This window comes from Proteus columbae (assembly GCF_002777965.1).
Lineage (GTDB): Bacteria > Pseudomonadota > Gammaproteobacteria > Enterobacterales > Enterobacteriaceae > Proteus > Proteus columbae.
In genome coordinates this window covers 16,974-38,336 of the sequence record NZ_NGVR01000032.1, presented here as the reverse complement: position 1 = coordinate 38,336, position 21,363 = coordinate 16,974, and the positions used below count along the sequence as shown (strand labels likewise).

Genomic DNA, 21,363 nt, shown 5'->3' with positions numbered 1-21,363 from the left:
ATTATTTTATCACTGAGATTTTTAAAAAATCTTTAGTTTAAGAAGCAAATAGATATCGTAAAATAAAAAACATAATAGGATATTTTTTATTGTTAATTGCAGTAATAAGTATTTATTTTAATCAAAATAAATAGCTTTTAAAAAGAAACTGATATTTATATCACCCCAATAGCCATTAATGCCATTAGGGTGTTTTTTATTGATAAGTGCCTTTAATTACAATATTTATCACTGTTTTTGCACAGAGCCGTAGGCTAAATATCCTTTATGGAAGGAAGCTTGTTTTGATGAAATACGTGCAACTGCTTCAGCCGAACAAGAGGCATTGACCAGAACAAAGCTGGCATCATCACCTTGATTCGGCCATGTTTGATTGCCTTTTTCATCAAGCGGTAAAATATTTCCTGTTGCAATGGCGAGTGCGCGTGAAAGGGCTAATTCATCTGGGCGAGTATAAAGTTGAGCATATAAATTCGCTTTTTCTAACATATCGCCAAGACCAAATGGCGACCAGTGATCAATAACGCTATCTGTGCCTGTCATCACGAAAACACCATTTTTATTAAGTATTTTCAATGGCATGTGTAATGTACCAATGGGCACGGTGGAAGCAATGGTGATTTGTTGCTCTGCCAGTTGTTTTGCGATGTTATCGGCTTGTTCTGGTGTGAGTGTTGCTAAAGCAAAAGCATGACTGATCGTGACTTTACCACGTAAACTGCGATTTTCATCGACGGTTTTAATCATATAATTAATGGCTGCAAGCCCAGCAGGTGTGGTTTCATGAAGATGAATATCAACACCTTTATTATAATCTAATGCGATTTGGAACATGCTATCGAGAGATTTTTCCATCGCATGATCAACGTTAGTCGGATCTAAACCTCCAACATAATGAGCGCCGGCTTGCATTGCTTCTCTCATTAATGATTCTGATTTTGAGCGTAGTAATCCATGTTGAGGAAAGGCTACTATTTCACATGTAAAGTCTTGTTTTCTCTCATCGAGCACTTTTTGTAACGCTTCTAAATTTTTTAACCCAGACACAGGCTCAATATTACAATGGCTACGTGCAACCGTAGAGCCATGGGATTGAATTAAATCGATCAGAGCGTGTGCTCTTTCTTGGGTATAGGGCTGTAATTCAGGTAACAATTTTTGCTCAAGCGCAATCATATCTACAATGGTTTTACCTTCTCTGGATCCTGGCGCTTGCCATGAACCACCATAAAACGTTTTATCTAAATGAATATGCATGTCACGAAATGCTGGCAACATTAATTTGCCTTGTGCGCTATAGCGGTTCAAAGAGGACGCTGAAGGGGCATTATTAGGAAGAATGCTAATAATTTTTCCATTATTAATTTCGATAGTCTGTAATGCAGTTTTGGTACCAATCACAGTTGCATCACGATATTCAAAGCCTGTTTCGAGAAGGACGTTATCCAGATAATAATGGGTATCTGTTATATTTTTGATACTCGAAAGCATTTTATTTTGTTGATCTGACATGGCAACGCTAGGCATTGCCCCAAACAATGTACATGCCGTGGCGACTTTCGCACCAGTGGAAAGAAACTCTCTTCTACCTAATTTTTGTTCTGTTTTCATCGAAATTCCTTAGGATAAAGTGCGTAATTTCAGAGGATATGCTTATGTTGAAATCAGAAAAGGTTAGTTGCTAATGATGTGTGTGCCTGTTTCACCGCGTAAAGCTTCAGGGAGCTTTTCAGGTGTCGTGATAATTACACGTTGCCCACCATTTGCGATAAATGAGAGGCTGGCTTCAATTTTGGGTAGCATACTGCCAGCAGGAAAATGGCCTTCTTCCATATAGCGTTGTATGTCTTCGATAGATGTTTCACCTAGCGCTTTTTGATTGGGTTTGCCAAAATTAATGCACACTTTTTCCACACCTGTCGTAATAATTAAAATATCTGCATTCAATTCTTTTGCCAGCAATGTTGTGGATAAATCTTTATCAATAACTGCATCAACACTTTTATAGCTGTTATCGCCATTTTTGATAACGGGGATCCCACCACCACCTGCGGCAATAACAACATAATCGTGTTGGATTAATGTCCGAATAGCTTTAGATTCAATGATATGCTTGGGAGCAGGCGATGCCACTACACGGCGATAACCTCGACCTGAATCTTCTATAAAATGCCAGTTTGGATTTGTTTCTTGTAAAATATCCGCTTGTTCTTTTGTGAAAAAGGCGCCGATAGGTTTATCAGGTGCATTGAATTTAGGATCGTTTTTATCAACCGCAACTTGTGTGATGAGGGTGATTGCTTGGCGATTATGGCGTTTGATTAATACATTATTGAGCGCTTGTTGGATTAAATAACCAATTCCCCCTTGAGTATCTGCGACACAATTTGCCAGCGGTGTCAGTGGTAATCCTTCTTCGGTGTGAGCAATCTCAGAACGGCGTAAATCTAAGCCAACTTGAGGGCCATTTCCATGCGTTAAAACGATATCATAATTGCCTTCAAGCATATCACAAACATGTTGAGCAACTTCTTGAACGGCTTTTTCTTGATCGGCAATAGATTGGCTGTTGTTGTCTTTAATAATACTGTTGCCACCAATGGCAACTACCACGAGTTCTTTCATGATCGGCGTATCCTGATATAAAGCGTTTTAGAATAGAGTGGGTGTGTATAAATTCACACCCACTATCAGAGGACAATATTATTGAGAGGACTTACTGAGTTTCTCAGCTTTCTCGATTTGTTGTTTTTCTACTGATTGGCGATTATCTAAGAAGTGTTTTAGGACAAATAAAGCGGCCATCATAAGGTAAGCATAAACAAACATTAACGTAGAGCCTGTGGCAATACCGACAGCTGGTGAATGAATGATGCCAAAGAATACCAGTATTGCGCCTACCGCAGCCGCAACAGCGCCACGTAATGGTTTGTCTAAGATTGCGAAGATTGCAATACAACCCCATAGCATACTGGCTAACGGTGCACCATTTCCTAAGTGAACAAGACCTTGGTAATAAACGCCTTTATGTAACAGTGTTTCAATACCAATTGCGCCTGCTGATGTTCCTGCTGCACTGATAACGCTGTTCACCATGGTTAATGCCCAGTTTGCAATCCATGGGAATAGACAGATAAAAATAACAGGGACTTCAACTTTTGGGGTTTCTCGAACAACCTGATTGGCAGTAACAACACCGATAAAGACGAGAATAGGTACAATTGCCGTCATCGGGATAATGGCTAACATAAATGCCCCAATACCGAAAAGAGGGACAATAAACATGGTGATACCTGATGCCAATGTGTATCCAATACTTGCACCCATCGCTTTCCAACCCGCATGACCCACATAAACGGTGACAGGGAATGGATTACCTAATATTACCCCAACGGTTGATGATAAACCGTTAGCTAACATTACCTTACGTGTATTGTATTCATCACCCGCTGCGTGAGCACTTTCGATATTTTCTAAGTCAAAGATATAGTTAGCTAAACCTAATGGCACCGCAGAAGCTAAATAAGGTAAAGCATGGGGTAAACCGTTAAAGAAACTGTCGATATGAATACCTGGAGGGTTAAAACCAAATGATTCCATGGAAGTTTTGATAGCTTCAGGGCTTTGTAAGCCAGAAACCCAAGCTAATACAGAACCCGCAATTAATAATAATAAACCCGTTGGTATACGTGCAAAAATAGGTTTTTTGCCAAACCAGTTGATGAAAATTAATAGTAAAACGATAAATGAAACCGTAGGTGCTTCAAAAGCTTGTAACATTGGGTTCATTGCCAGTAACAGTAGGCCAAGACCTGACAGACAGGATAAAAGCACTGTACGAGGGATCATCTTACGGATAGTTTCGCCAAGGAAAGAGCCACCGACAAGGATCATCGCTTCAACAAAACACCAGACTAATGCAATTTGAATAGCAAATTCAGCATTCTGAGTTGTCTGGTAAACTGGCATGATAACTAAAAAAGTGACGGTGAAGATAGACGGTGCACTAGGGCCTGAAGGCAATGCAGTGACATCTTGGCGACCCGTTTGTTTGATCATCTGCTGACCAAAATAGGCATAACTGACACTGGCTAATAAAACAGCGAAACCAAAGGCGGGAGCAATACGACCATAAACCATTTCAGAGGGAATACCGACAACAAAGATTAATAGCCCCATCATTGTGAGTAGGTTGGTGAGGTTATTGGTCATTAAGCCAAAATAGGCCGCCAAGTCACCACGTTTCCATTTAATATTTAATAGACTCATATTCATACTCCTATCCCCATCATATTTAACTGTGCAATGTTTAGGGAATATGTTGCATTATTTTTATAGCCCGACATGTGTCGGGCGTTGTTTTTTGTTTAGTGGAGACTAGGCATATTTCTTAGCATAAGACAGCATTGCTTTTTCAAAGCAATCAAACGGAGGATGAACAATACCTGCACCAATCATACCTATACCAGCATCTTTATGTGCGATAGCTGTATTTATCACAGGAAGAATACCGCTAGCCGCAACTTTGGTAATATCGATAGCCGTTGGAATACCCATAAAACCAAGTAAAGGGATGGTTACATTGGGGTTTTCACCTAATGTGATTTCTCGCATCTGACGTGAGAAATCGACAGCTTCTTCTACAGTTCCACCGACTAATGCCACAATGGCAGGTGCAGTCGCCATAGCAAAACCACCGATGCCATAGGTTTCAGTAATCGCAGAATCCCCAATATCTAAACCTGAATCTTCAGGTTTATAACCTGCAAACATAGGGCCGATAACTTGTTGTGAAGGGCCTGTAAACCATTGTCCGGGTAATCCGCTGATACGTAATCCAAATTCATAACCATTACGCGCCATTGTTGTGACAACGGTGCTGTATTCAATACCGTGTGCAGCATCCATAGAGGCTTTACACATTGCCATCCATGTTGGACCTGAGAAATAGTCGCTGCTTGCAACAAAATCAAACACTTCTTTTTGTTGTGCCACTGAAAACGAAGTTTGAATAATGCCTGTTGTTAATGCCTGAATCAGTAGTGTTGTTCCTGCATTATTGCGGTTATGGCACTCATCACCCATATGTAATGCTTGAGCTAACATTAAACGTAGGTCAATCTCACCAATAATTTTCATTGCATCACGTAACATTGGACCCAGTACATCACGCATCCAATTTAAACGATCGATAACACTTTGGTCATTGGCACCCATTCGCAGAATTTTTGCCATCTGCTCACTAAGGTTGGTAAAGGCACGGTTACCGTATGTTTTATTTTCAACAATATGCATAAACATAGAGGCAGAAGTCACACCTGCCATTGAACCAACACAGTCATGTTCATGACAAGGTGAGAATATGATTTCACCAGATGCGGCAACACGTTCAGCATCTATTAAATCTTTTGCTAGTCCTTCAAAAACCAAAGCACCAGTTACAGCGCCTTTCATTGCGCCACACATATCTTTCCATTCAACAGGTGGACCTGCGTGTAAGATGGTATTTTTGGTCATTCCTGGCACGACATTAATCGCTTGGTCATACCCAACAAGAACAGGCTGTGATTTAATAATACGTTCAAGTGCTTGTGCATTAGCGATTTTAATTTTTTCTTGTAATGCAGCGTTAGCTTCAATGCTGTCAAGCGCTTTGATCACAGCAATATTGCCTTGACCTGGTGGCGTCCAATTTAAATGAGTGACTGAAACATGCTGTTTTTTCAGATCATCACTGAACATTTCAATACCAATATTGATGGCATTTAAAGGTTGTTTAAATAATGAAGTCATTATGCTTTTTCTCCTTTCCAGACAAATTCACGACCCAGTAAACCAGTATTGGTACTACTACTTGCCCAAATGACACCGGCATCAGTGAGCATTTTGACTTGCGCATCCATAGAAGGGGTATCTTGGTCAGTACCTAACACATAACCCAAGATCACGAGTTCACGACCGTCTTGTTTGGCGATATTTTTTGCTTCTTTAATGGCATCAATCATGACACCAACAGGATCTTCGTGAGAGCCAAAGCCTAAGATGAAATCCATCATAATGACGCCGACTTCAGGATCACGAGCTTCTTGCAATAAACGTTCAATACGATTTGTTGGGTCGATCATTGGGTGTGGTTTACCATTGGTAAAGTCATCATCACCAAAGTCTAGGAAAGTATGGGCAATACTTTTATTGAGATCTTTTAAGCGGAAATCAGGATTAGGTTGAATATTACTATAAACATTATCGTATTTTTCAAGCGCACTAAACATTGCCTCATCGCATAGTGTGCCACCACAGAATAGGCCACGAATATACTTCTGCTCTGGCTTAAGAATGGCTCTGATTTCATCAATCAAAGGGAGATTAAGAGGGTGTAAGTCTAAATCTTCTTGACGAATACCTGTTAATAGAACGGCTTTTAAAGCGGCTTCTTTGGTGCCTTGAGCAAAGATAAGTCCAGGTTTATTTTCTGGAAGTGGTTGACTACCTAAGAAACAAACCACAACAGGTTTATGGCATTTTTCAGCTTGTTCTAACACTTTTTTCGCAACCATGGCTGCTGGTGGCTTAGAAATTAACACGATGACTTTTGTATTATCATCAGCATCCAGCATTTTGAGTGCATCAATCATCATGATGCCGCCAATTTTTTCACTCAGGTCACGCCCACCAGTACCAATAAGTTGCGAAATACCGGCACCAAACTCATGAATACGCACACTCAGTTCTTGGCTACCTGTGCCAGACGCACCAATAATGCCAATATTACCTTGGCGTACACTGTTACCAAAACAGAGTGCTGTGCCATTGATAATAGCCGTTCCGCAGTCAGGTCCCATCATGAGCAGACCTTTTTGACTGGCTAATTGTTTTAGTGACAATTCATCATCGATGGAAACGTTGTCAGAAAACAGCATAACATTGAGGTCGTTTTCTAATGCAATGCGAGCTTCTCGAGCCGCAAATTGACCATTGACAGAAATAATCGCTAAGTTTGCTTCTGGAATATGATTTTTAGCGGAATTGATAGTGGCGTATTTTGCTTCATGCTGTCCGCTATTTTGATTTTTCTTCACAAAAAGTTCTTCAATAGAGGCAAGTGTTATTTCATTTGCCTCATCACTTGCACCTTTAATGACGATCATTAAATCACCATTTTTAGCATCTTCTAATTCAGCATTTAATAAACCTAGGTTTTTTAATACGCCTTTATTCATTTCAGTTGCCATTGCAACAAAAGCTTGTTCAACATTATCCAGTTGGTTTGCTTTTGTTGAAATCGACATCAGTGAAACGGAATCAAAGTAAGTGTTCTTTTTTATGACAACTTTAATTGACATATCTTTCTCCGAAAGAATGGGTAATGAACAGTGCATCACGAATACCAAATAACATGTCGCTGCCTGAACTTGACCCGATATTTAAAATGGCTAAAACTTGTGAATAAATATTTGTCTCTTGTGCATCAACTAGACTTTGTATTAGCTGATACATATTTTCGCGATATTCTTGCTCTAGAGCCTTTTCTAAGGTGATGGCACTAATGGGAGTCGTATTCATTTTGCTCTGCATAATTCCTTGATAAAAAATCGAGGAAAGAGAATGAATAGGGTGTTTTTCTAATAACAAAAATGCCATTAGCCCCACAAGGTAATCATCTCCTGAAGGAGTTAGCCCAATACCTAATCCAATAAATTGGTTAATAATTTTTTCTAAATTTTTATGTTCTCTATTAACTAATACATTTATTAATTCAGCACGTAATGTATTTAATTTTTTTGATATTTGGAGATGAAATAAATTATCTCCTTGATAATTAAAAAGAGAATGTGTGCTATCTTTTAAGATAACGTCAATTTTATTTATCTGTGAATTTAAAAATAACAAATAATTATGATTGTTTAATTTATCTTGGTGAAATTTAATATTTTCCTTTTGCCATTTTTTACATAATTGAAATGAAATTAAATAACCTTTTCCAATATGTATTTCATTCTCAATAATATTGATATAATCATTTTCTTTTATGTTTAAAGAAGAAAAAGATTTATTTATTATTCGGCAACTATTAGGTGCATTATCTAATGGTGAACAAAGCAAAGTATAAAGTGTATTATTAATCGAAAAATTAATCGCTTTATTAAATACTTGTTTTATTGTTCCTGATAATTGAGGCTGATGTAAAAGTTCAAGAAAATGTGCATCAGCCGTTAATCCGTATAATATTTGCCGATGAGATGTGTGCTTGTTCACAAATCTCCTTGCTTATATTGATTTATGCACCTGCGGCAATCAGTAAATCAGCTATTTCGGTATAGCCTTTTTCTTTTGCCAACTCTAATGGTTTTTTACCGTATTTATCTGTCATATGAGGGTTTGCACCATACTCTAATAACAGTTTAACGATTTGTTGTTGTTTCTCTCCACCGTCATTTAATACGATAGCTTCAAGTAATGGAGTCCAGCCGACAAAATTAGTATGGTTGACATTAATTTCTGTTTTTTCTAATAACTCACGGACAATTTCAACATGACCTTTTTCACTGGCAGGCGTAATACCCACACCACCAAAACGGGTTAATAAATCTAAATTAGGATTTGCAGGTAATACAAGGCGAAGTAATGTTAAATCATTATTTAGGCAGCTTAATAAAAAAGGATTAAAGCAGGTTTGGTCTTGTTTATTAATATCTGCACCTGCACTAATAAGAAAAGCAACACATTCATAGTGTTTATTCAAACTTGCGTTGATAATCGCTGTACGGCCTTGTCGGTTGGTAACATTAATATCGACACCTTTTTCAAGACAGCTTTTTAATATTTCTAACTGTCCTTTTTCTGCTGCGTTCAAAAAGTCTTGCGCTAATGTGTTTGTTGTCATGATATTTTCCTTTGTTGGTTATTTGAAATTTCATTCGTCATAACCAAATAGATAAAGACAAGTTAAAGATTATTTATAATGGATAAATCATAACAACTCGTATTAATAAATAGAATCCATTTAAATTTGATTCATCAATTAGTCCATCTATTGTTGAATTGAATTTCATAATGAGTCATTTTTGTGCGTTAGAGCATGATTTTTTGTCTTTTTTTGACTCATTTTGACTGGTTTTTGACCATTTTATTTGAATGTTTTTTGTTAATTGGCTGACTCATTTTAGATTTAATCAAATCTGTGATAGGCCTCAAATTAAATGTTTTATAATTGTTAAATCTCTTTCTTTTAAAAATAAATAAAAACATTGGCTCTCTTTTGGGAATTTAACTCAATAATATTAAATAATTTTTACGCTTTTTTGTCTTGGTGTCCTGTTTTTTTACATGCTATAAATAGTCTGTAATTAATAAGCCCAATGTGTGATGGTTTTAGAGAGTAAAAAGAGGATAAAGACTAAAAATTAAGACCGTTAAATAATTTTCACTAAATATTTAAATTGATTTATTTTTCGAATATACCGAGGTAGATAATGAATTCGATTTTTACCGAAGAAAATTTGCTGACCTATATAACAGCTGCTAAATTCGCAAGTTTTAGTAAGGCTGCTGAGGAGTTAGGCATTACAACATCAGCGGTGAGTTATACCATTAAGCGCATCGAAACTTACTTAGATGTTGCTCTTTTTATTCGAGATACCCGTAATATAGAATTGACGGAAGCGGGGTATTATTTTTACCGAAAAGCCACTGATTTAGTGAATAATTTTCACTTGATTAAAAAAGGTATTTATTCCATTGAGCAAGGTATTGAAGCTAGAGTGCGCATTTGTATTAACCAGTTACTTTATACGCCATATCATACTGCGAAATTATTACAAATTTTAAAAAAGCAATTTGCAACATGTCAAATTACCGTAAAGACAGAAGTCTATAATGGTGTTTGGGATTCGATTATTAACAATCATTCCGATATTGCAATTGGCGCTCCTGGTACATTAATGGATGGCGGCGGAATAGATTATACGGAAATTGGTGCAATCCGATGGGAATTTGCAATTGCCTCAACCCACCCATTAGCATTAATGCCAGAACCTCTCGCTGAAAGCCAATTACGTTTATATCCTAATATTATGGTTGAAGATACGGCGCATACTATTAATAAACGAGTGGGGTGGTTATTGCATGGACAAGAAGCAATTCAAGTTCCCGATTTTAATACAAAATGTCAGTGTCAAATTCTAGGCGAGGGGATTGGTTTTTTACCTGATTATATGGTGAAAGATCATGTGAAGAGTGGCGTGTTAGTGACGAAAAAAATTCAAAATACAAGGCAAGATTCTAATATGCTACTTGCAACGCAACATTCAGCCGCAGGGTTAGTGACACAGTGGATCAAAAAAGAATTTATGCATAATGGTATTCTCGCAAAATTATACAGTGATTTGTTAAGACCTATCATGAATAATAAATAAAAATAAAATTAGAGTATGTTTAAAATAGAGTTATTATTGACTTGGCGTATTAATGGATTAGAGGATTAAATAAAAAACGAATCAATGAAAGATGATTTTTTATTCTTTAATAGTAAAATAGTTGAATTATATGAGAATTAATATAAGCGTATTTTTTAAAATAATTTAAAGAAAAATAAAAAGGCTATATGAAATTTATATATTCCCAGTTTATTGGACAGTTTAAATTATTTGAATGGTGGTTGCTTTATTAAAGTTGAAATTATAATTAGATGAATTGACTTCGATATTATTCGTTAACTATGAATATAAAGATACATACTCCGCTACTGAATAATCATTATTTTCAGATATTAACAAGTATGGAAAAGAACATTTCGGTGATGCTTTCAGTAGTATAATACCGTTACATTGGAATTGATTATTTAAAGCTAAGCATAAAAAACCCAAAAGCTGGAGATCAACTTTTGGGTTTTTATTTAAGAAAACGTAGCTTTTGGGATTAAGATATTTAAACGTTAAACAAGAAGTTCATTACATCGCCATCTTGAACAATATATTCTTTACCTTCTGCACGCATTTTACCGGCTTCTTTTGCACCTTGCTCACCGCCATAAGTGATAAAGTCGTTATAAGCAATAGTTTGAGCACGGATAAAACCTTTTTCAAAGTCAGTGTGGATTTTACCTGCGGCTTGTGGCGCTGTTGCACCTACAGGGATTGTCCATGCACGTACTTCTTTAACGCCAGCAGTGAAGTAAGTTTGTAAGTTCAGTAATGCGTAACCTGCACGGATAACACGGTTTAAACCAGGCTCTTCGATGCCCAAATCTTGCATAAACTCTTCACGTTCAGCATCTTCTAATTCGGCAATGTCGGCTTCAATCGCAGCACAAACAGGAACAACCACAGAGCCTTCTGCTTCAGCAATTTTGCGAACCGTTTCAAGATAAGGATTATTTTCAAAACCATCTTCATTAACGTTTGCAATATACATTGTTGGTTTTAACGTTAAGAAGCTTAAATAACGAATAGTCGCTTTTTCTTCTTCAGTTAAATCTAAAGCACGTAACATACCTGCGTTTTCTAAATGTGGTAAGCATTTTTCTAACACTTCCATTTCTGCTTTAGCAATTTTATCGCCACCTTTTGCTTTTTTCTGATTGCGGTGCATTGCACGTTCACAGGTATCTAAGTCAGAAAGAGCGAGTTCAGTATTGATAGTTTCGATATCTTCAGCAGGATCAACTTTACCTGCAACGTGAATAATATTGTCATTTTCAAAACAACGAACCACATGGCCAATCGCTTCAGTTTCACGAATATTTGTTAGGAATTGGTTACCTAAGCCTTCACCTTTAGATGCGCCTTTTACTAAACCCGCAATATCAACAAATTCCATTGTTGTTGGTAAAATACGCTGTGGTTTAACAATTTCAGCCAGTTTATCTAAACGAGGATCAGGCATTGGAACAACACCTGTATTTGGCTCAATAGTACAGAATGGGAAGTTGGCTGCCTCAATACCTGCCTTAGTTAAGGCATTAAACAGTGTAGATTTCCCTACGTTAGGCAGACCGACGATACCACATTTAAATCCCATAAACGTTCACCTTGTCACATAAAAACAACAGGAGGGAGTATTCCTGTTGTGTGCTGTTAAAAAAAATTTGGCGCTATTATAGAGCAAATCCCCGATTGATTAAATCATCAGGGAGTAATCGCACAAAAGAAGAGAGGGGTGCCCTCTGAATGTTAAAATTGCTTAATTTATCAATATAATGATTACGCTTTAAAGCTATGCAAGCGGTTTATTGCTTTTTCATAACCATCACGCATTAAAATGTCTGTGCATGAAAGTGCTTCATCAATAGCATCATCAATTAATTTTTGTTCACTCATTGGTGGTTTGCCTAATACAAAGCCAACAACTTTATTTTTATCACCAGGGTGACCAATACCAATACGTAAACGATAGAAGTTCGGATTATTAGCAAACTTACTTTGAATATCTTTTAATCCGTTATGACCGCCATTGCCACCACCTAACTTCAATTTGACAACACCGGGTGGTAAATCGAGTTCATCATGTGCAACTAAAATTTCATCAAGCTCAATACGATAGAAATTTGCCATTGCTTGTACCGCTTTACCACTTAAATTCATAAAAGTGGTAGGCACTAATAATCGAACATCATTACCATTCAAATTAATGCGCGCGGTGTAACCAAAGAATTTACTCTCTTCTTTTAGAGATTGTTGATGACGTTGAGCCAATAAATCAACATACCAAGCACCCGCATTATGGCGAGTCTGGGCATAATCTGCACCGGGGTTTGCTAACCCGACGATAAGTTTAATTTTACTCACAATAGCCTTTCACTGTTATCGTCTTAAAAGAAAGGCCATAGTTTACCTGTCTAAGCTCAGAAGCACAAAATAGATTACATAGAATGTTTTTTTGAAATGATAAGCAGAGGAAATATTATCTTTTTGATTTAACAAAAAGAGCGAAAATGACAAAACCGATGCTATTTTCTTCTTTTAAAAGAAAAAAACACATTTTTTGTTAAGAATTGTCAATAAATTTCGGAGCGATGTGATCCCCTCGACAATAACTTCTTAGTATTTATGGCTATAATAACTGCAAAGAATGAAAGGTTATATTTGATGTATTTTGTTGTTGAATCGTCTGACGACGCGCTTGGAGGTGCAACATGAAATATAAACATGCATTTGCAGTTGGTAATTTATGTATGGCTACGGGGATGATTGTTATGCTCGGTAGTCTTGGTTATACACTTCTTACTCATATTTTCCCATTAGGATTGCCTGAGTTTTTATCAGATATCTCTTTAATGGGGATCTTCGTCGGTGCTCTGGTTTGGTTAGTCGGTGCCCGTATTGGTGGTAGAGAAACAATAGCAGAAAGATATTGGTGGTTACGTAACCATGATGAACGTTATCGTCGTCATGACAATCACCGTTATCCATAATGTTGTTATCACAAATTAATATCAGAATAGATAAAAATAATAATGAAGTTAGAAACTGATGTTTAGTGAATAATAGTTGTCATTATGTGTTGTAATACACACCTATAGACCCGTTTAATGATAACGGGTTTTTTGTTGCCTAAAATTCTTAATCTAGAAAACACAATAAAAAAACCCGCTATAACAAATGCTATAGCGGGTTTAGTTATCTCAAATTGCAATGAATGTTATAACAAATTAATGTTCAAACATCGCAGAGATTGACTCTTCATTGCTAATGCGACGAATTGCTTCAGCCAGCATGCCAGAAAGGGTCAATGAGCGGACTTTATTTAATGCTTTGATTTCTGCTGATAACGGAATTGTATCGCAGACAACCACTTCATCAATAACAGAGCTTTTGATGTTCTCAACAGCATTACCAGAGAAGATTGGGTGAGTCGCGTAAGCAAATACACGTTTAGCACCACGTTCTTTCAGCGCTTCAGCTGCTTTACACAATGTACCGCCTGTGTCGATCATATCGTCAACAAGGATACAGTCGCGGTTAGCAACATCACCAATAATATGCATAACTTGAGAAACGTTAGCACGAGGGCGACGTTTATCAATGATAGCCATATCAGTGTCATTTAGAAGTTTAGCGATAGCACGAGCGCGAACAACACCGCCAATATCTGGAGAAACAACAATAGGGTTGTCCAAATCTTTTTGAAGCATATCTTCTAAAAGAATTGGGCTGCCGAAGACATTGTCAACCGGTACATCAAAGAACCCTTGGATTTGTTCTGCGTGTAAGTCACAGGTTAAAACGCGGTCTACGCCTACACTAGATAAGAAATCCGCAACAACTTTTGCCGTAATAGGAACACGGGCTGAACGAACACGGCGATCCTGACGGGCATAACCGAAGTAAGGAATAACAGCAGTGATACGACCAGCGGAAGCTCGACGTAATGCGTCAACCATGACCACTAATTCCATTAAGTTATCATTAGTAGGTGCACAGGTTGATTGAATGATAAATACATCACCACCACGTACGTTTTCGTTGATTTGCACACTGACTTCACCGTCGCTAAAACGACCTACAGCCGCGTCTCCTAGGCTAGTGTAGAGTCGGTTGGCAACACGTTGAGCCAGTTCCGGGGTTGCGTTACCAGCAAAAAGCTTCATATCGGGCACGAGAAAAACCTCAGGCTTGCGTCCAGAGAGAGATATTGTTGACCAGTAAAGAACGTGTTTATGAACATTAGGTTTGTAAACATCATCTTACGGGTGCAATAACACAGGTATCCTTGAGCGGAATAAATGCAGAGGAGAAATGTTGACGCCTTGCGCTACAAATCCATGCACCCACTCAGGGGCGTTAACTAACACTTCACTAGCGGCAACTTGTGAGTCGAACTCACCGAACACACAGGCACCTGTCCCAGTTAAGCGTGACGGTGCATATTCTAACAGCCACGAAAGCAGATATTCAACCTCACGAAAACGTTTTCTTGCGATCATTTCACAGTCATTTTCGAACGGAGCCTTTAATAATGCGCCAAGAGAGCGAATAGGAGAATTACGTTTTAATTCTGGATCTGTGAAGATTGTCGGTGTTGGAATGGAAATTCCGGGATGTGCGACCAAATACCATTGCTCTTTTGGCGCCGCAAAGGTCAAAATTTCACCAACGCCTTCGGCGAATGCTGCATGACCTTTTACAAAAACGGGGACATCTGCACCTAAACTAACGCCTAATTCGGCTAAGGTTTCGTCGCTTAATCCTGCTTGCCAATGGTAGTTAAGTGCAATTAATGTCGTTGCTGCGTTAGATGAACCTCCACCTAAGCCACCTCCCATAGGAAGTTTTTTATCAACACTAATATCTGCACCGTGATACCGCAAAGCAATATTATGTTGCTGACAATAATCACGTAGCAATTTAGCCGCTTTAATAATTAAATTATCTTTATCTTCTACGCCATCAATCGGCGTCAAGATAGTTAACTGGGTATCATCGCGAGGTGTAATGGTTAATGTGTCGCCATAATCTAAAAACTGAAATAATGTTTGCAGATTGTGATAACCATCAGGGCGTTTCCCTGTGATGTAGAGAAAAAGATTTAATTTGGCAGGAGAAGGCCAACTTAGTGTCATTGCTGTATATCCCAGTTATCCATTTTTAATTTGATAGTGCGTTCACCCTGTTTTAACTCAAGGCGCTGTGGCAGGTTGGGGGTGGTACTTGAATCATAAGCTTGGTAAGTCACAATCCAATCGCCTTCAGGTGCAGGTAATGTGACAGATTTTAATAAGTGATTAGCATCTAACTCAAAATCAGTTGCATCACCCGGTAAACCAATAAGCCAAGCACGCAGATTTTTGAGTGGAATAACCATACCAGTAAGTTGGTAGATCATCTCAGCAGGGTTATCGCTATAATATTTCTTACCCTTATTATCTGTGACTTCAATTACACCAGGCATAACATTTAAATCGAGTTCTGTTGTGCCTAAAGGATTGGTCAGTAATAAGCGATAACGTTCATCCGCTCTGTCTTGCCAATAAAATCGGGCATAAGTTTTGCTCGTATCTTCGATATAAGCAAAAGCGCCTCGGGTTTCATATTGTGAAATTTTCTTTAATGCTTGTTGGCGAGCTTGCCATTGCACATCGTTATCAGATGCCGAACCTTGAGTCTTTATCTGATTTAGATTACAGGCACTCAGCAACAACGCCGTTAGCGGGATAAGGCGCAGGAGTTGTTTGGTTGAAAAAAAGCGTGAACGCATAGCTGAGACATTCCTTTAATTCGTTATTTGTTGAAAAAAAGAGTATCATAAACCTTATGATATAACGATATTTCGTTAAATTGTGTATAGAAATCTCCTATCACTCAAGTAAGCTCTTTTATTGAATCTGTTCATCAAGTAGAATGGCGGAAATGAAGAGTCCATACTAAATGCGCTGTTTTAGGTTTACACTAAGTCAAGTCGCGAGGCGGTATTTATTCATAACTCGATATAGTTGATATGACGTTATTAGCATTAGGTATTAATCATAAAACAGCCCCCGTTGCTTTACGTGAGAAAGTCTCTTTTTCTCCCGATACCATGGGTGATGCCTTAAATAACCTCTTACAGCAACCCGCTGTCAGAGGCGGTGTTGTGCTGTCTACTTGTAACCGTACTGAGCTTTATCTTAGTATGGAAGACAAAGAAAATAGCCATGAACAGCTGATTCGCTGGTTATGTCAATATCACCAAATAGAGCCAAATGAACTGAAAAGCAGTGTTTATTGGCATCAAGATAATCAAGCTGTCAGCCATTTAATGCGAGTAGCAAGTGGCTTAGATTCTCTAGTATTAGGTGAACCGCAAATTTTAGGGCAAGTCAAAAAAGCCTTTGCCGATTCTCAAAGCTATCACTCGCTCTCTTCAGAGCTGGAACGTCTGTTTCAGAAATCTTTTTCAGTTGCGAAAAGAGTGAGAACAGAGACACAAATTGGCGCTAACGCGGTTTCTGTCGCTTTTGCAGCTTGTACATTAGCGCGTCAAATTTTTGAATCGTTATCTTCTTTGACTATTTTGTTAGTTGGCGCAGGCGAGACAATAGAGTTAGTTGCTCGTCATCTGCGTGAACATCAAGTCAAAAAAATCATTATTGCTAATCGAACCAAAGAACGTGCTCAACGTTTAGCAAATGAAGTTGATGCTGAAGTTATTACATTATCAGAGATTGATGAATGCCTTGCACAAGCTGATATTGTCATTAGTTCTACGGCAAGCCCATTACCTATTATTGGTAAAGGAATGGTTGAAAGGGCGCTTAAAAAACGTCGTAATCAGCCAATGTTGCTGGTGGATATTGCCGTTCCTCGTGATATTGAACAAGATGTTGAAAAGCTAAATAACGTTTATCTTTATAGCGTTGATGATTTAGAAGCAATTATTCAACATAACCGTGAACAACGCCAAGTCGCTGCCATTCAAGCAGAACATATTGTCCAGCAAGAAAGTGGACAATTTATGGATTGGCTTCGGGCACAAGGTGCTGTGGGTGCGATCCGAGAATATCGAGACAGCGCTGAAATGTTACGTGCAGAAATGACAGAAAAAGCCATCACATTGATACAAAACGGAGCGGATGCAGAAAAAGTTATCCACCAACTCTCTCATCAATTGATGAATCGCCTTATTCACACACCAACAAAATCTCTTCAACAGGCTGCCAGTGATGGTGATATTGAACGCCTGAATCTATTACGTGAAAGTTTGGGTATTACCCATAATTAACTTTGTCTAACAGGATCTTAATCTACGAATGAAGCCTTCTATTGTCGCTAAGTTGGAAGCTCTACAAGAGCGTTATGAAGAAATTCAGGCACTTCTGTCAGAAGCCGATGTTATTGCCTCTCAGGAACGTTTTCGTGCGCTTTCAAAAGAATACTCTCAATTAACTGACGTCACGGCTTGTTTTAGCCAATGGCGAAAAGTGCAAGACGACATCGAAGCAGCAGAAATGATGCTTGATGATCCTGAAATGAAAGAGATGGCACAAGAAGAGCTAAAAGAAGCACAAGCATTAAACGATGATTTAGAGCAGCAGTTACAAGTGCTATTACTGCCTAAAGATCCTGATGATGAATTTAACTGTTTCCTTGAAATTCGTGCAGGAACAGGGGGAGATGAAGCGGCATTATTTGCGGGTGATTTATTCCGTATGTATAGCCGTTATGCAGAATCGCGTCGCTGGCGTATTGAAGTCATGAATGCTAACGAAGGTGAGCATGGTGGCTATAAAGAAGTCATTGCAAAAGTCGTTGGTGATGGCGCTTATGGTGTATTGAAATTTGAATCAGGCGGTCACCGCGTTCAACGTGTTCCTGAAACAGAATCTCAAGGTCGTATCCATACCTCTGCTTGTACGGTTGCCGTATTAGCTGAAGTGCCAGAAGCTGAATTACCTGAAATCAGTCCAAGTGACCTACGTATAGACACATTCCGTTCTTCAGGGGCGGGTGGTCAGCACGTTAATACCACCGATTCTGCTATCCGTATTACGCATATTCCAACAGGAATTGTGGTGGAATGTCAGGATGAACGTTCTCAGCACAAAAATAAAGCCAAAGCGATGTCTGTATTAGGTGCGCGTATTCGTGCGGCTGAAATGCAAAAACGCCAAGAAGCAGAAGCTTCTGAACGTCGTAATTTATTGGGCTCTGGTGACCGTTCTGACCGAATTAGAACGTATAATTTCCCACAAGGTCGTGTAACTGATCACCGTATCAACCTCACATTTTATCGCTTAGATGAAGTGATGGAAGGAAAATTAGATCCATTAATTCAGCCTATCGTGACCGAATATCAAGCGGATCAGCTTTCTGCACTTTCTGAGTTGAATTAATGAATTATGAACAATGGCTGCGTGAAGCAGCCTTGCAATTAATTGAAAGTGACAGCCCTAAACGAGATGCTGAAATTTTACTTGGGTACGTAACACAACGTACCCGCACTTATTTAATTGCCTTTAATGAAACGGTACTTTCGTCAGACGAGCTAGCTCAATTATCGCAATTGCTTACTCGACGTATTAAAGGTGAACCTATTGCCTATTTAGTTGGTGAAAGAGAGTTTTGGTCACTACCTTTAAAAGTCTCACCGGCAACATTAATTCCTCGTCCAGATACAGAATGCCTTGTTGAAAAAGCATTAGAAAAATTGCCATCAGAGCCAACCCGAATTCTTGATTTAGGAACAGGAACAGGCGCTATTGCGTTAGCAATGGCATCAGAGCGTCCAGATTGCCATATCATTGGTGTGGATTTTCAAGCTGAAGCAGTGGCATTAGCGCAAGAGAATGCGACCAACTTAGCATTAAACAACACAGAATTTATGGAAAGTTGTTGGTTTAGTTCACTCTCTGGGTATCAATTTGGTATGATAATCAGTAATCCTCCTTACATTGATGAAAATGATGAGCATATTCATCAGGGGGATGTTCGTTTTGAACCTTTAACCGCATTAGTTGCTGGCAAAAATGGTTTTGCTGATATCGAAATTATCATCGAAACTGCTCGTCAGTTTTTAACTGATAATGGATGGGTATTACTGGAACACGGCTGGCAACAAGGCGAAGGTGTACGCAATATTTTTATTGATAAGGGTTACTGCTGTGTGGAAACTTTCCGTGATTATGGCGGTAATGAGCGAGTGACAGTAGGTCGTTGGAATTATGATAGAAACCATAGCTGATTACGAATTTAATAAAGCCCCTTTAGTTAAGGGCATGATCCTTATCTCTCAGGTTATTCGACCTGATTTTCCAACCACTTCTGTTGGTTATCAACTGGCACAATTAGTCGAACAAGCAGAAGCTGAAATTCCCCAACAGGGAAATACCAAAGAGCAGATAGAAGCATTGCTAAAACTGTTTTATAAGCAGTGGCACTTTAGTGGTGCAAGTGGCAAATATTGCCTTTCTGATACTTTATGGTTAGATAAAGTATTAGCGACTCATGTAGGCTCTCCTGTTTCACTGGGTTCGATTCTTATTTATATCGCACAAGCGTTAAATTTACCGTTAGTGCCGGTTATCTTTCCTACACAACTTATTATCAGAATAGATATTCCTAATGAACAACCGCTATTTTTAAACCCAATAAATGGTGAATATTTATCTCAACATACCTTAGAAGTTTGGTTAAAAGGGAATGTAGGTGGCTCCTCTGTATTATTAGAGGCAGATTTAGAAGAATCAGAATACAGTTCTATTATTCGTAAACTTTTGGATACATTGAAAGTTTCTTTAATGGAAGAAAAGAATATGGAGCAAGCATTAAAAGCCAGTGAAACGGTATTAATGTTTGATCCGGAAGATCCTTACGAAATACGTGATCGCGGACTTATTTTTGCTCAGTTAGAGTGTAACCATGTGGCGATTTCTGACTTAAACTATTTTGTTGAGCAATGCCCTGAAGATCCTATTTCAGAGATGATCAAAATCCAAATTCATTCGATAGAACAAAATCCTATTGTTCTACATTAAAAATTTAAGAAACGTACTTTATTAATACAGTACATTACAAATAGTATAGGGATAAATATGCAACATAAAGTGGTGAATATTGGTGATATCAAGGTAGCAAACGACCTGCCATTTGTGCTTTTTGGTGGCATGAATGTATTAGAATCGCGCGATTTAGCCATGCGTATTTGTGAGCATTACGTCACTGTAACTCAAAAACTGAATATTCCTTATGTATTCAAAGCGTCTTTTGATAAAGCAAACCGTTCTTCAATCCACTCTTACCGTGGTCCGGGCTTAGAAGAAGGGATGAAAATTTTCCAAGAGTTAAAAGAAACTTTTGGCGTTAAAATTATTACTGATGTTCATGAAGCAGCACAAGCTCAGCCTGTATCAGAAGTTGTCGATGTTATCCAATTACCTGCATTTTTAGCGCGTCAAACTGATCTTGTTGAAGCGATGGCAAAAACAGGTGCAGTGATCAACGTGAAAAAACCTCAGTTTGTAAGCCCTGGTCAAATGGGGAATATCGTCGATAAGTTTAAAGAAGGCGGTAACGACCAAGTTATTTTATGTGATCGCGGCAGTAACTTTGGCTACGATAACTTGGTTGTTGATATGTTAGGTTTCCATGTCATGATGCAAGCTTCTCAAGGCGCACCAGTTATTTTTGACGTTACGCACTCACTGCAATGCCGCGACCCATTTGGCGCTGCATCAGGTGGTCGCCGTGCTCAAGTTGCAGAATTAGCACGCGCAGGTATGGCGGTCGGTCTTGCTGGACTATTTCTTGAAGCTCATCCAGATCCAGATAATGCACGCTGTGATGGTCCATCAGCATTACCACTTGCAAAATTAGAGCCTTTCTTAGCTCAAATTAAAGCGATTGATGAAGTGGTAAAAAATTTCCCAGAGTTAGATACCAGTAAATAAAA

19 protein-coding genes are annotated in these 21,363 nt (G+C 38.4%); 7 read left to right on the top strand and 12 right to left on the bottom strand.

Annotated elements, in window-relative coordinates; translation table 11 throughout:
* Positions 1–228 precede the first annotated feature (228 nt).
* From CBE70_RS16810 to CBE70_RS16780, 7 genes are all read right to left on the bottom strand, one after another.
* Positions 229–1,611, bottom strand: a complete 1,383-nt coding sequence (locus CBE70_RS16810) for an amidohydrolase family protein (RefSeq protein ID WP_100160231.1) — start codon at positions 1,609–1,611, stop codon at positions 229–231.
* 63 nt (positions 1,612–1,674) lie between these two features.
* The gene (locus CBE70_RS16805) at positions 1,675–2,625 is read right to left on the bottom strand and encodes a carbamate kinase family protein (RefSeq protein WP_100160230.1); all 951 of its coding nucleotides are present in this window, start codon (positions 2,623–2,625) and stop codon (positions 1,675–1,677) included.
* Between the two features lie 78 nt (positions 2,626–2,703).
* Positions 2,704–4,269, bottom strand: coding sequence for a permease family protein (locus CBE70_RS16800; RefSeq protein ID WP_100160229.1), 1,566 nt, complete (start codon positions 4,267–4,269; stop codon positions 2,704–2,706).
* A 108-nt stretch (positions 4,270–4,377) separates the two neighbouring features.
* Entirely contained in the window at positions 4,378–5,793 is a 1,416-nt protein-coding gene (locus tag CBE70_RS16795) for a YlbE family protein (protein ID WP_100160228.1), read from the bottom strand.
* Complete coding sequence (gene fdrA / locus CBE70_RS16790; RefSeq protein WP_100160227.1) at positions 5,793–7,343, bottom strand: acyl-CoA synthetase FdrA; 1,551 nt, start codon at positions 7,341–7,343, stop codon at positions 5,793–5,795. Before fdrA ends, CBE70_RS16795 begins: the two co-directional genes overlap by 1 nt.
* On the bottom strand, positions 7,333–8,256 hold the full coding sequence (locus CBE70_RS16785) for a DUF2877 domain-containing protein (RefSeq protein WP_100160226.1): 924 nt from the start codon (positions 8,254–8,256) through the stop codon (positions 7,333–7,335). The genes fdrA and CBE70_RS16785 overlap by 11 nt, the downstream gene beginning before the upstream one ends.
* A 22-nt stretch (positions 8,257–8,278) precedes the next feature.
* On the bottom strand, positions 8,279–8,884 hold the full coding sequence (locus CBE70_RS16780; protein ID WP_100160225.1) for an ankyrin repeat domain-containing protein: 606 nt from the start codon (positions 8,882–8,884) through the stop codon (positions 8,279–8,281).
* A 589-nt stretch (positions 8,885–9,473) separates the two neighbouring features.
* On the opposite strand from CBE70_RS16780, the gene CBE70_RS16775 reads away from it, so the two are divergent.
* On the top strand, positions 9,474–10,415 hold the full coding sequence (locus CBE70_RS16775) for a LysR substrate-binding domain-containing protein (protein ID WP_100160224.1): 942 nt from the start codon (positions 9,474–9,476) through the stop codon (positions 10,413–10,415).
* A gap of 511 nt (positions 10,416–10,926) precedes the next feature.
* On the opposite strand, the gene ychF is transcribed toward CBE70_RS16775, so the two are convergent.
* Together ychF and pth are read right to left on the bottom strand one after the other, a co-directional pair.
* Complete coding sequence (gene ychF, locus CBE70_RS16770) at positions 10,927–12,018, bottom strand: redox-regulated ATPase YchF (RefSeq protein ID WP_023582042.1); 1,092 nt, start codon at positions 12,016–12,018, stop codon at positions 10,927–10,929.
* A gap of 182 nt (positions 12,019–12,200) precedes the next feature.
* Positions 12,201–12,785: an aminoacyl-tRNA hydrolase gene (gene pth / locus CBE70_RS16765; RefSeq protein WP_100160223.1), complete on the bottom strand. Its 585-nt coding sequence runs from the start codon at positions 12,783–12,785 to the stop codon at positions 12,201–12,203.
* Positions 12,786–13,132: 347 nt separating this feature from the next.
* On the opposite strand from pth, the gene ychH reads away from it, so the two are divergent.
* Positions 13,133–13,411: a stress-induced protein YchH gene (ychH, locus tag CBE70_RS16760; RefSeq protein ID WP_100160222.1), complete on the top strand. Its 279-nt coding sequence runs from the start codon at positions 13,133–13,135 to the stop codon at positions 13,409–13,411.
* A gap of 237 nt (positions 13,412–13,648) precedes the next feature.
* Here the strand turns inward: ychH and prs are convergent, their stop codons facing one another.
* The 3 genes from prs to lolB all read right to left on the bottom strand — a co-directional run bounded on the left by prs (position 13,649) and on the right by lolB (position 16,194).
* On the bottom strand, positions 13,649–14,596 hold the full coding sequence (gene prs, locus CBE70_RS16755) for a ribose-phosphate diphosphokinase (protein ID WP_036912921.1): 948 nt from the start codon (positions 14,594–14,596) through the stop codon (positions 13,649–13,651).
* An 87-nt stretch (positions 14,597–14,683) separates the two neighbouring features.
* Positions 14,684–15,559: a 4-(cytidine 5'-diphospho)-2-C-methyl-D-erythritol kinase gene (gene ispE / locus CBE70_RS16750; protein ID WP_100160221.1), complete on the bottom strand. Its 876-nt coding sequence runs from the start codon at positions 15,557–15,559 to the stop codon at positions 14,684–14,686.
* Complete coding sequence (gene lolB, locus CBE70_RS16745; protein ID WP_100160220.1) at positions 15,556–16,194, bottom strand: lipoprotein insertase outer membrane protein LolB; 639 nt, start codon at positions 16,192–16,194, stop codon at positions 15,556–15,558. Before lolB ends, ispE begins: the two co-directional genes overlap by 4 nt.
* Positions 16,195–16,434: 240 nt before the next feature.
* Between lolB and hemA the strand changes: the two genes are divergently transcribed.
* From hemA to kdsA, 5 genes are read left to right on the top strand one after another with little or no spacing between them, the layout of a single operon-like run.
* Positions 16,435–17,697 (top strand): glutamyl-tRNA reductase, encoded by a 1,263-nt coding sequence (gene hemA / locus CBE70_RS16740; protein WP_100160219.1) that lies wholly within the window; start codon positions 16,435–16,437, stop codon positions 17,695–17,697.
* A 28-nt stretch (positions 17,698–17,725) separates the two neighbouring features.
* Positions 17,726–18,808, top strand: a complete 1,083-nt coding sequence (gene prfA, locus CBE70_RS16735) for a peptide chain release factor 1 (RefSeq protein WP_088495429.1) — start codon at positions 17,726–17,728, stop codon at positions 18,806–18,808.
* Complete coding sequence (prmC, locus tag CBE70_RS16730) at positions 18,808–19,656, top strand: peptide chain release factor N(5)-glutamine methyltransferase (RefSeq protein WP_100160218.1); 849 nt, start codon at positions 18,808–18,810, stop codon at positions 19,654–19,656. Before prfA ends, prmC begins: the two co-directional genes overlap by 1 nt.
* Positions 19,640–20,449: an invasion regulator SirB1 gene (gene sirB1 / locus CBE70_RS16725; protein ID WP_198585745.1), complete on the top strand. Its 810-nt coding sequence runs from the start codon at positions 19,640–19,642 to the stop codon at positions 20,447–20,449. The genes prmC and sirB1 overlap by 17 nt, the downstream gene beginning before the upstream one ends.
* Before the next feature lie 57 nt (positions 20,450–20,506).
* Positions 20,507–21,361 carry a 3-deoxy-8-phosphooctulonate synthase gene (kdsA, locus tag CBE70_RS16720; RefSeq protein WP_088495432.1) on the top strand — a complete coding sequence of 285 codons (855 nt, stop codon included), beginning with the start codon at positions 20,507–20,509 and terminating at the stop codon, positions 21,359–21,361.
* Positions 21,362–21,363 lie beyond the last annotated feature (2 nt).

Excerpts from the sequence above, each read along its gene's own strand:
- CBE70_RS16795 (WP_100160228.1), bottom strand. The coding sequence starts at position 5,793 with ATGACTTCATTATTTAAACAACCTTTAAATGCCATCAATATTGGTATT.
- prfA (WP_088495429.1), top strand. The coding sequence starts at position 17,726 with ATGAAGCCTTCTATTGTCGCTAAGTTGGAAGCTCTACAAGAGCGTTAT.
- CBE70_RS16775 (WP_100160224.1), top strand. The coding sequence starts at position 9,474 with ATGAATTCGATTTTTACCGAAGAAAATTTGCTGACCTATATAACAGCT.
- prmC (WP_100160218.1), top strand. The coding sequence starts at position 18,808 with ATGAATTATGAACAATGGCTGCGTGAAGCAGCCTTGCAATTAATTGAA.
- CBE70_RS16800 (WP_100160229.1), bottom strand. The coding sequence starts at position 4,269 with ATGAGTCTATTAAATATTAAATGGAAACGTGGTGACTTGGCGGCCTAT.
- CBE70_RS16805 (WP_100160230.1), bottom strand. The coding sequence starts at position 2,625 with ATGAAAGAACTCGTGGTAGTTGCCATTGGTGGCAACAGTATTATTAAA.
- fdrA (WP_100160227.1), bottom strand. The coding sequence starts at position 7,343 with ATGTCAATTAAAGTTGTCATAAAAAAGAACACTTACTTTGATTCCGTT.
- CBE70_RS16810 (WP_100160231.1), bottom strand. The coding sequence starts at position 1,611 with ATGAAAACAGAACAAAAATTAGGTAGAAGAGAGTTTCTTTCCACTGGT.
- lolB (WP_100160220.1), bottom strand. The coding sequence starts at position 16,194 with ATGCGTTCACGCTTTTTTTCAACCAAACAACTCCTGCGCCTTATCCCG.
- ychF (WP_023582042.1), bottom strand. The coding sequence starts at position 12,018 with ATGGGATTTAAATGTGGTATCGTCGGTCTGCCTAACGTAGGGAAATCT.
- ispE (WP_100160221.1), bottom strand. The coding sequence starts at position 15,559 with ATGACACTAAGTTGGCCTTCTCCTGCCAAATTAAATCTTTTTCTCTAC.
- hemA (WP_100160219.1), top strand. The coding sequence starts at position 16,435 with ATGACGTTATTAGCATTAGGTATTAATCATAAAACAGCCCCCGTTGCT.
- ychH (WP_100160222.1), top strand. The coding sequence starts at position 13,133 with ATGAAATATAAACATGCATTTGCAGTTGGTAATTTATGTATGGCTACG.
- kdsA (WP_088495432.1), top strand. The coding sequence starts at position 20,507 with ATGCAACATAAAGTGGTGAATATTGGTGATATCAAGGTAGCAAACGAC.
- CBE70_RS16780 (WP_100160225.1), bottom strand. The coding sequence starts at position 8,884 with ATGACAACAAACACATTAGCGCAAGACTTTTTGAACGCAGCAGAAAAA.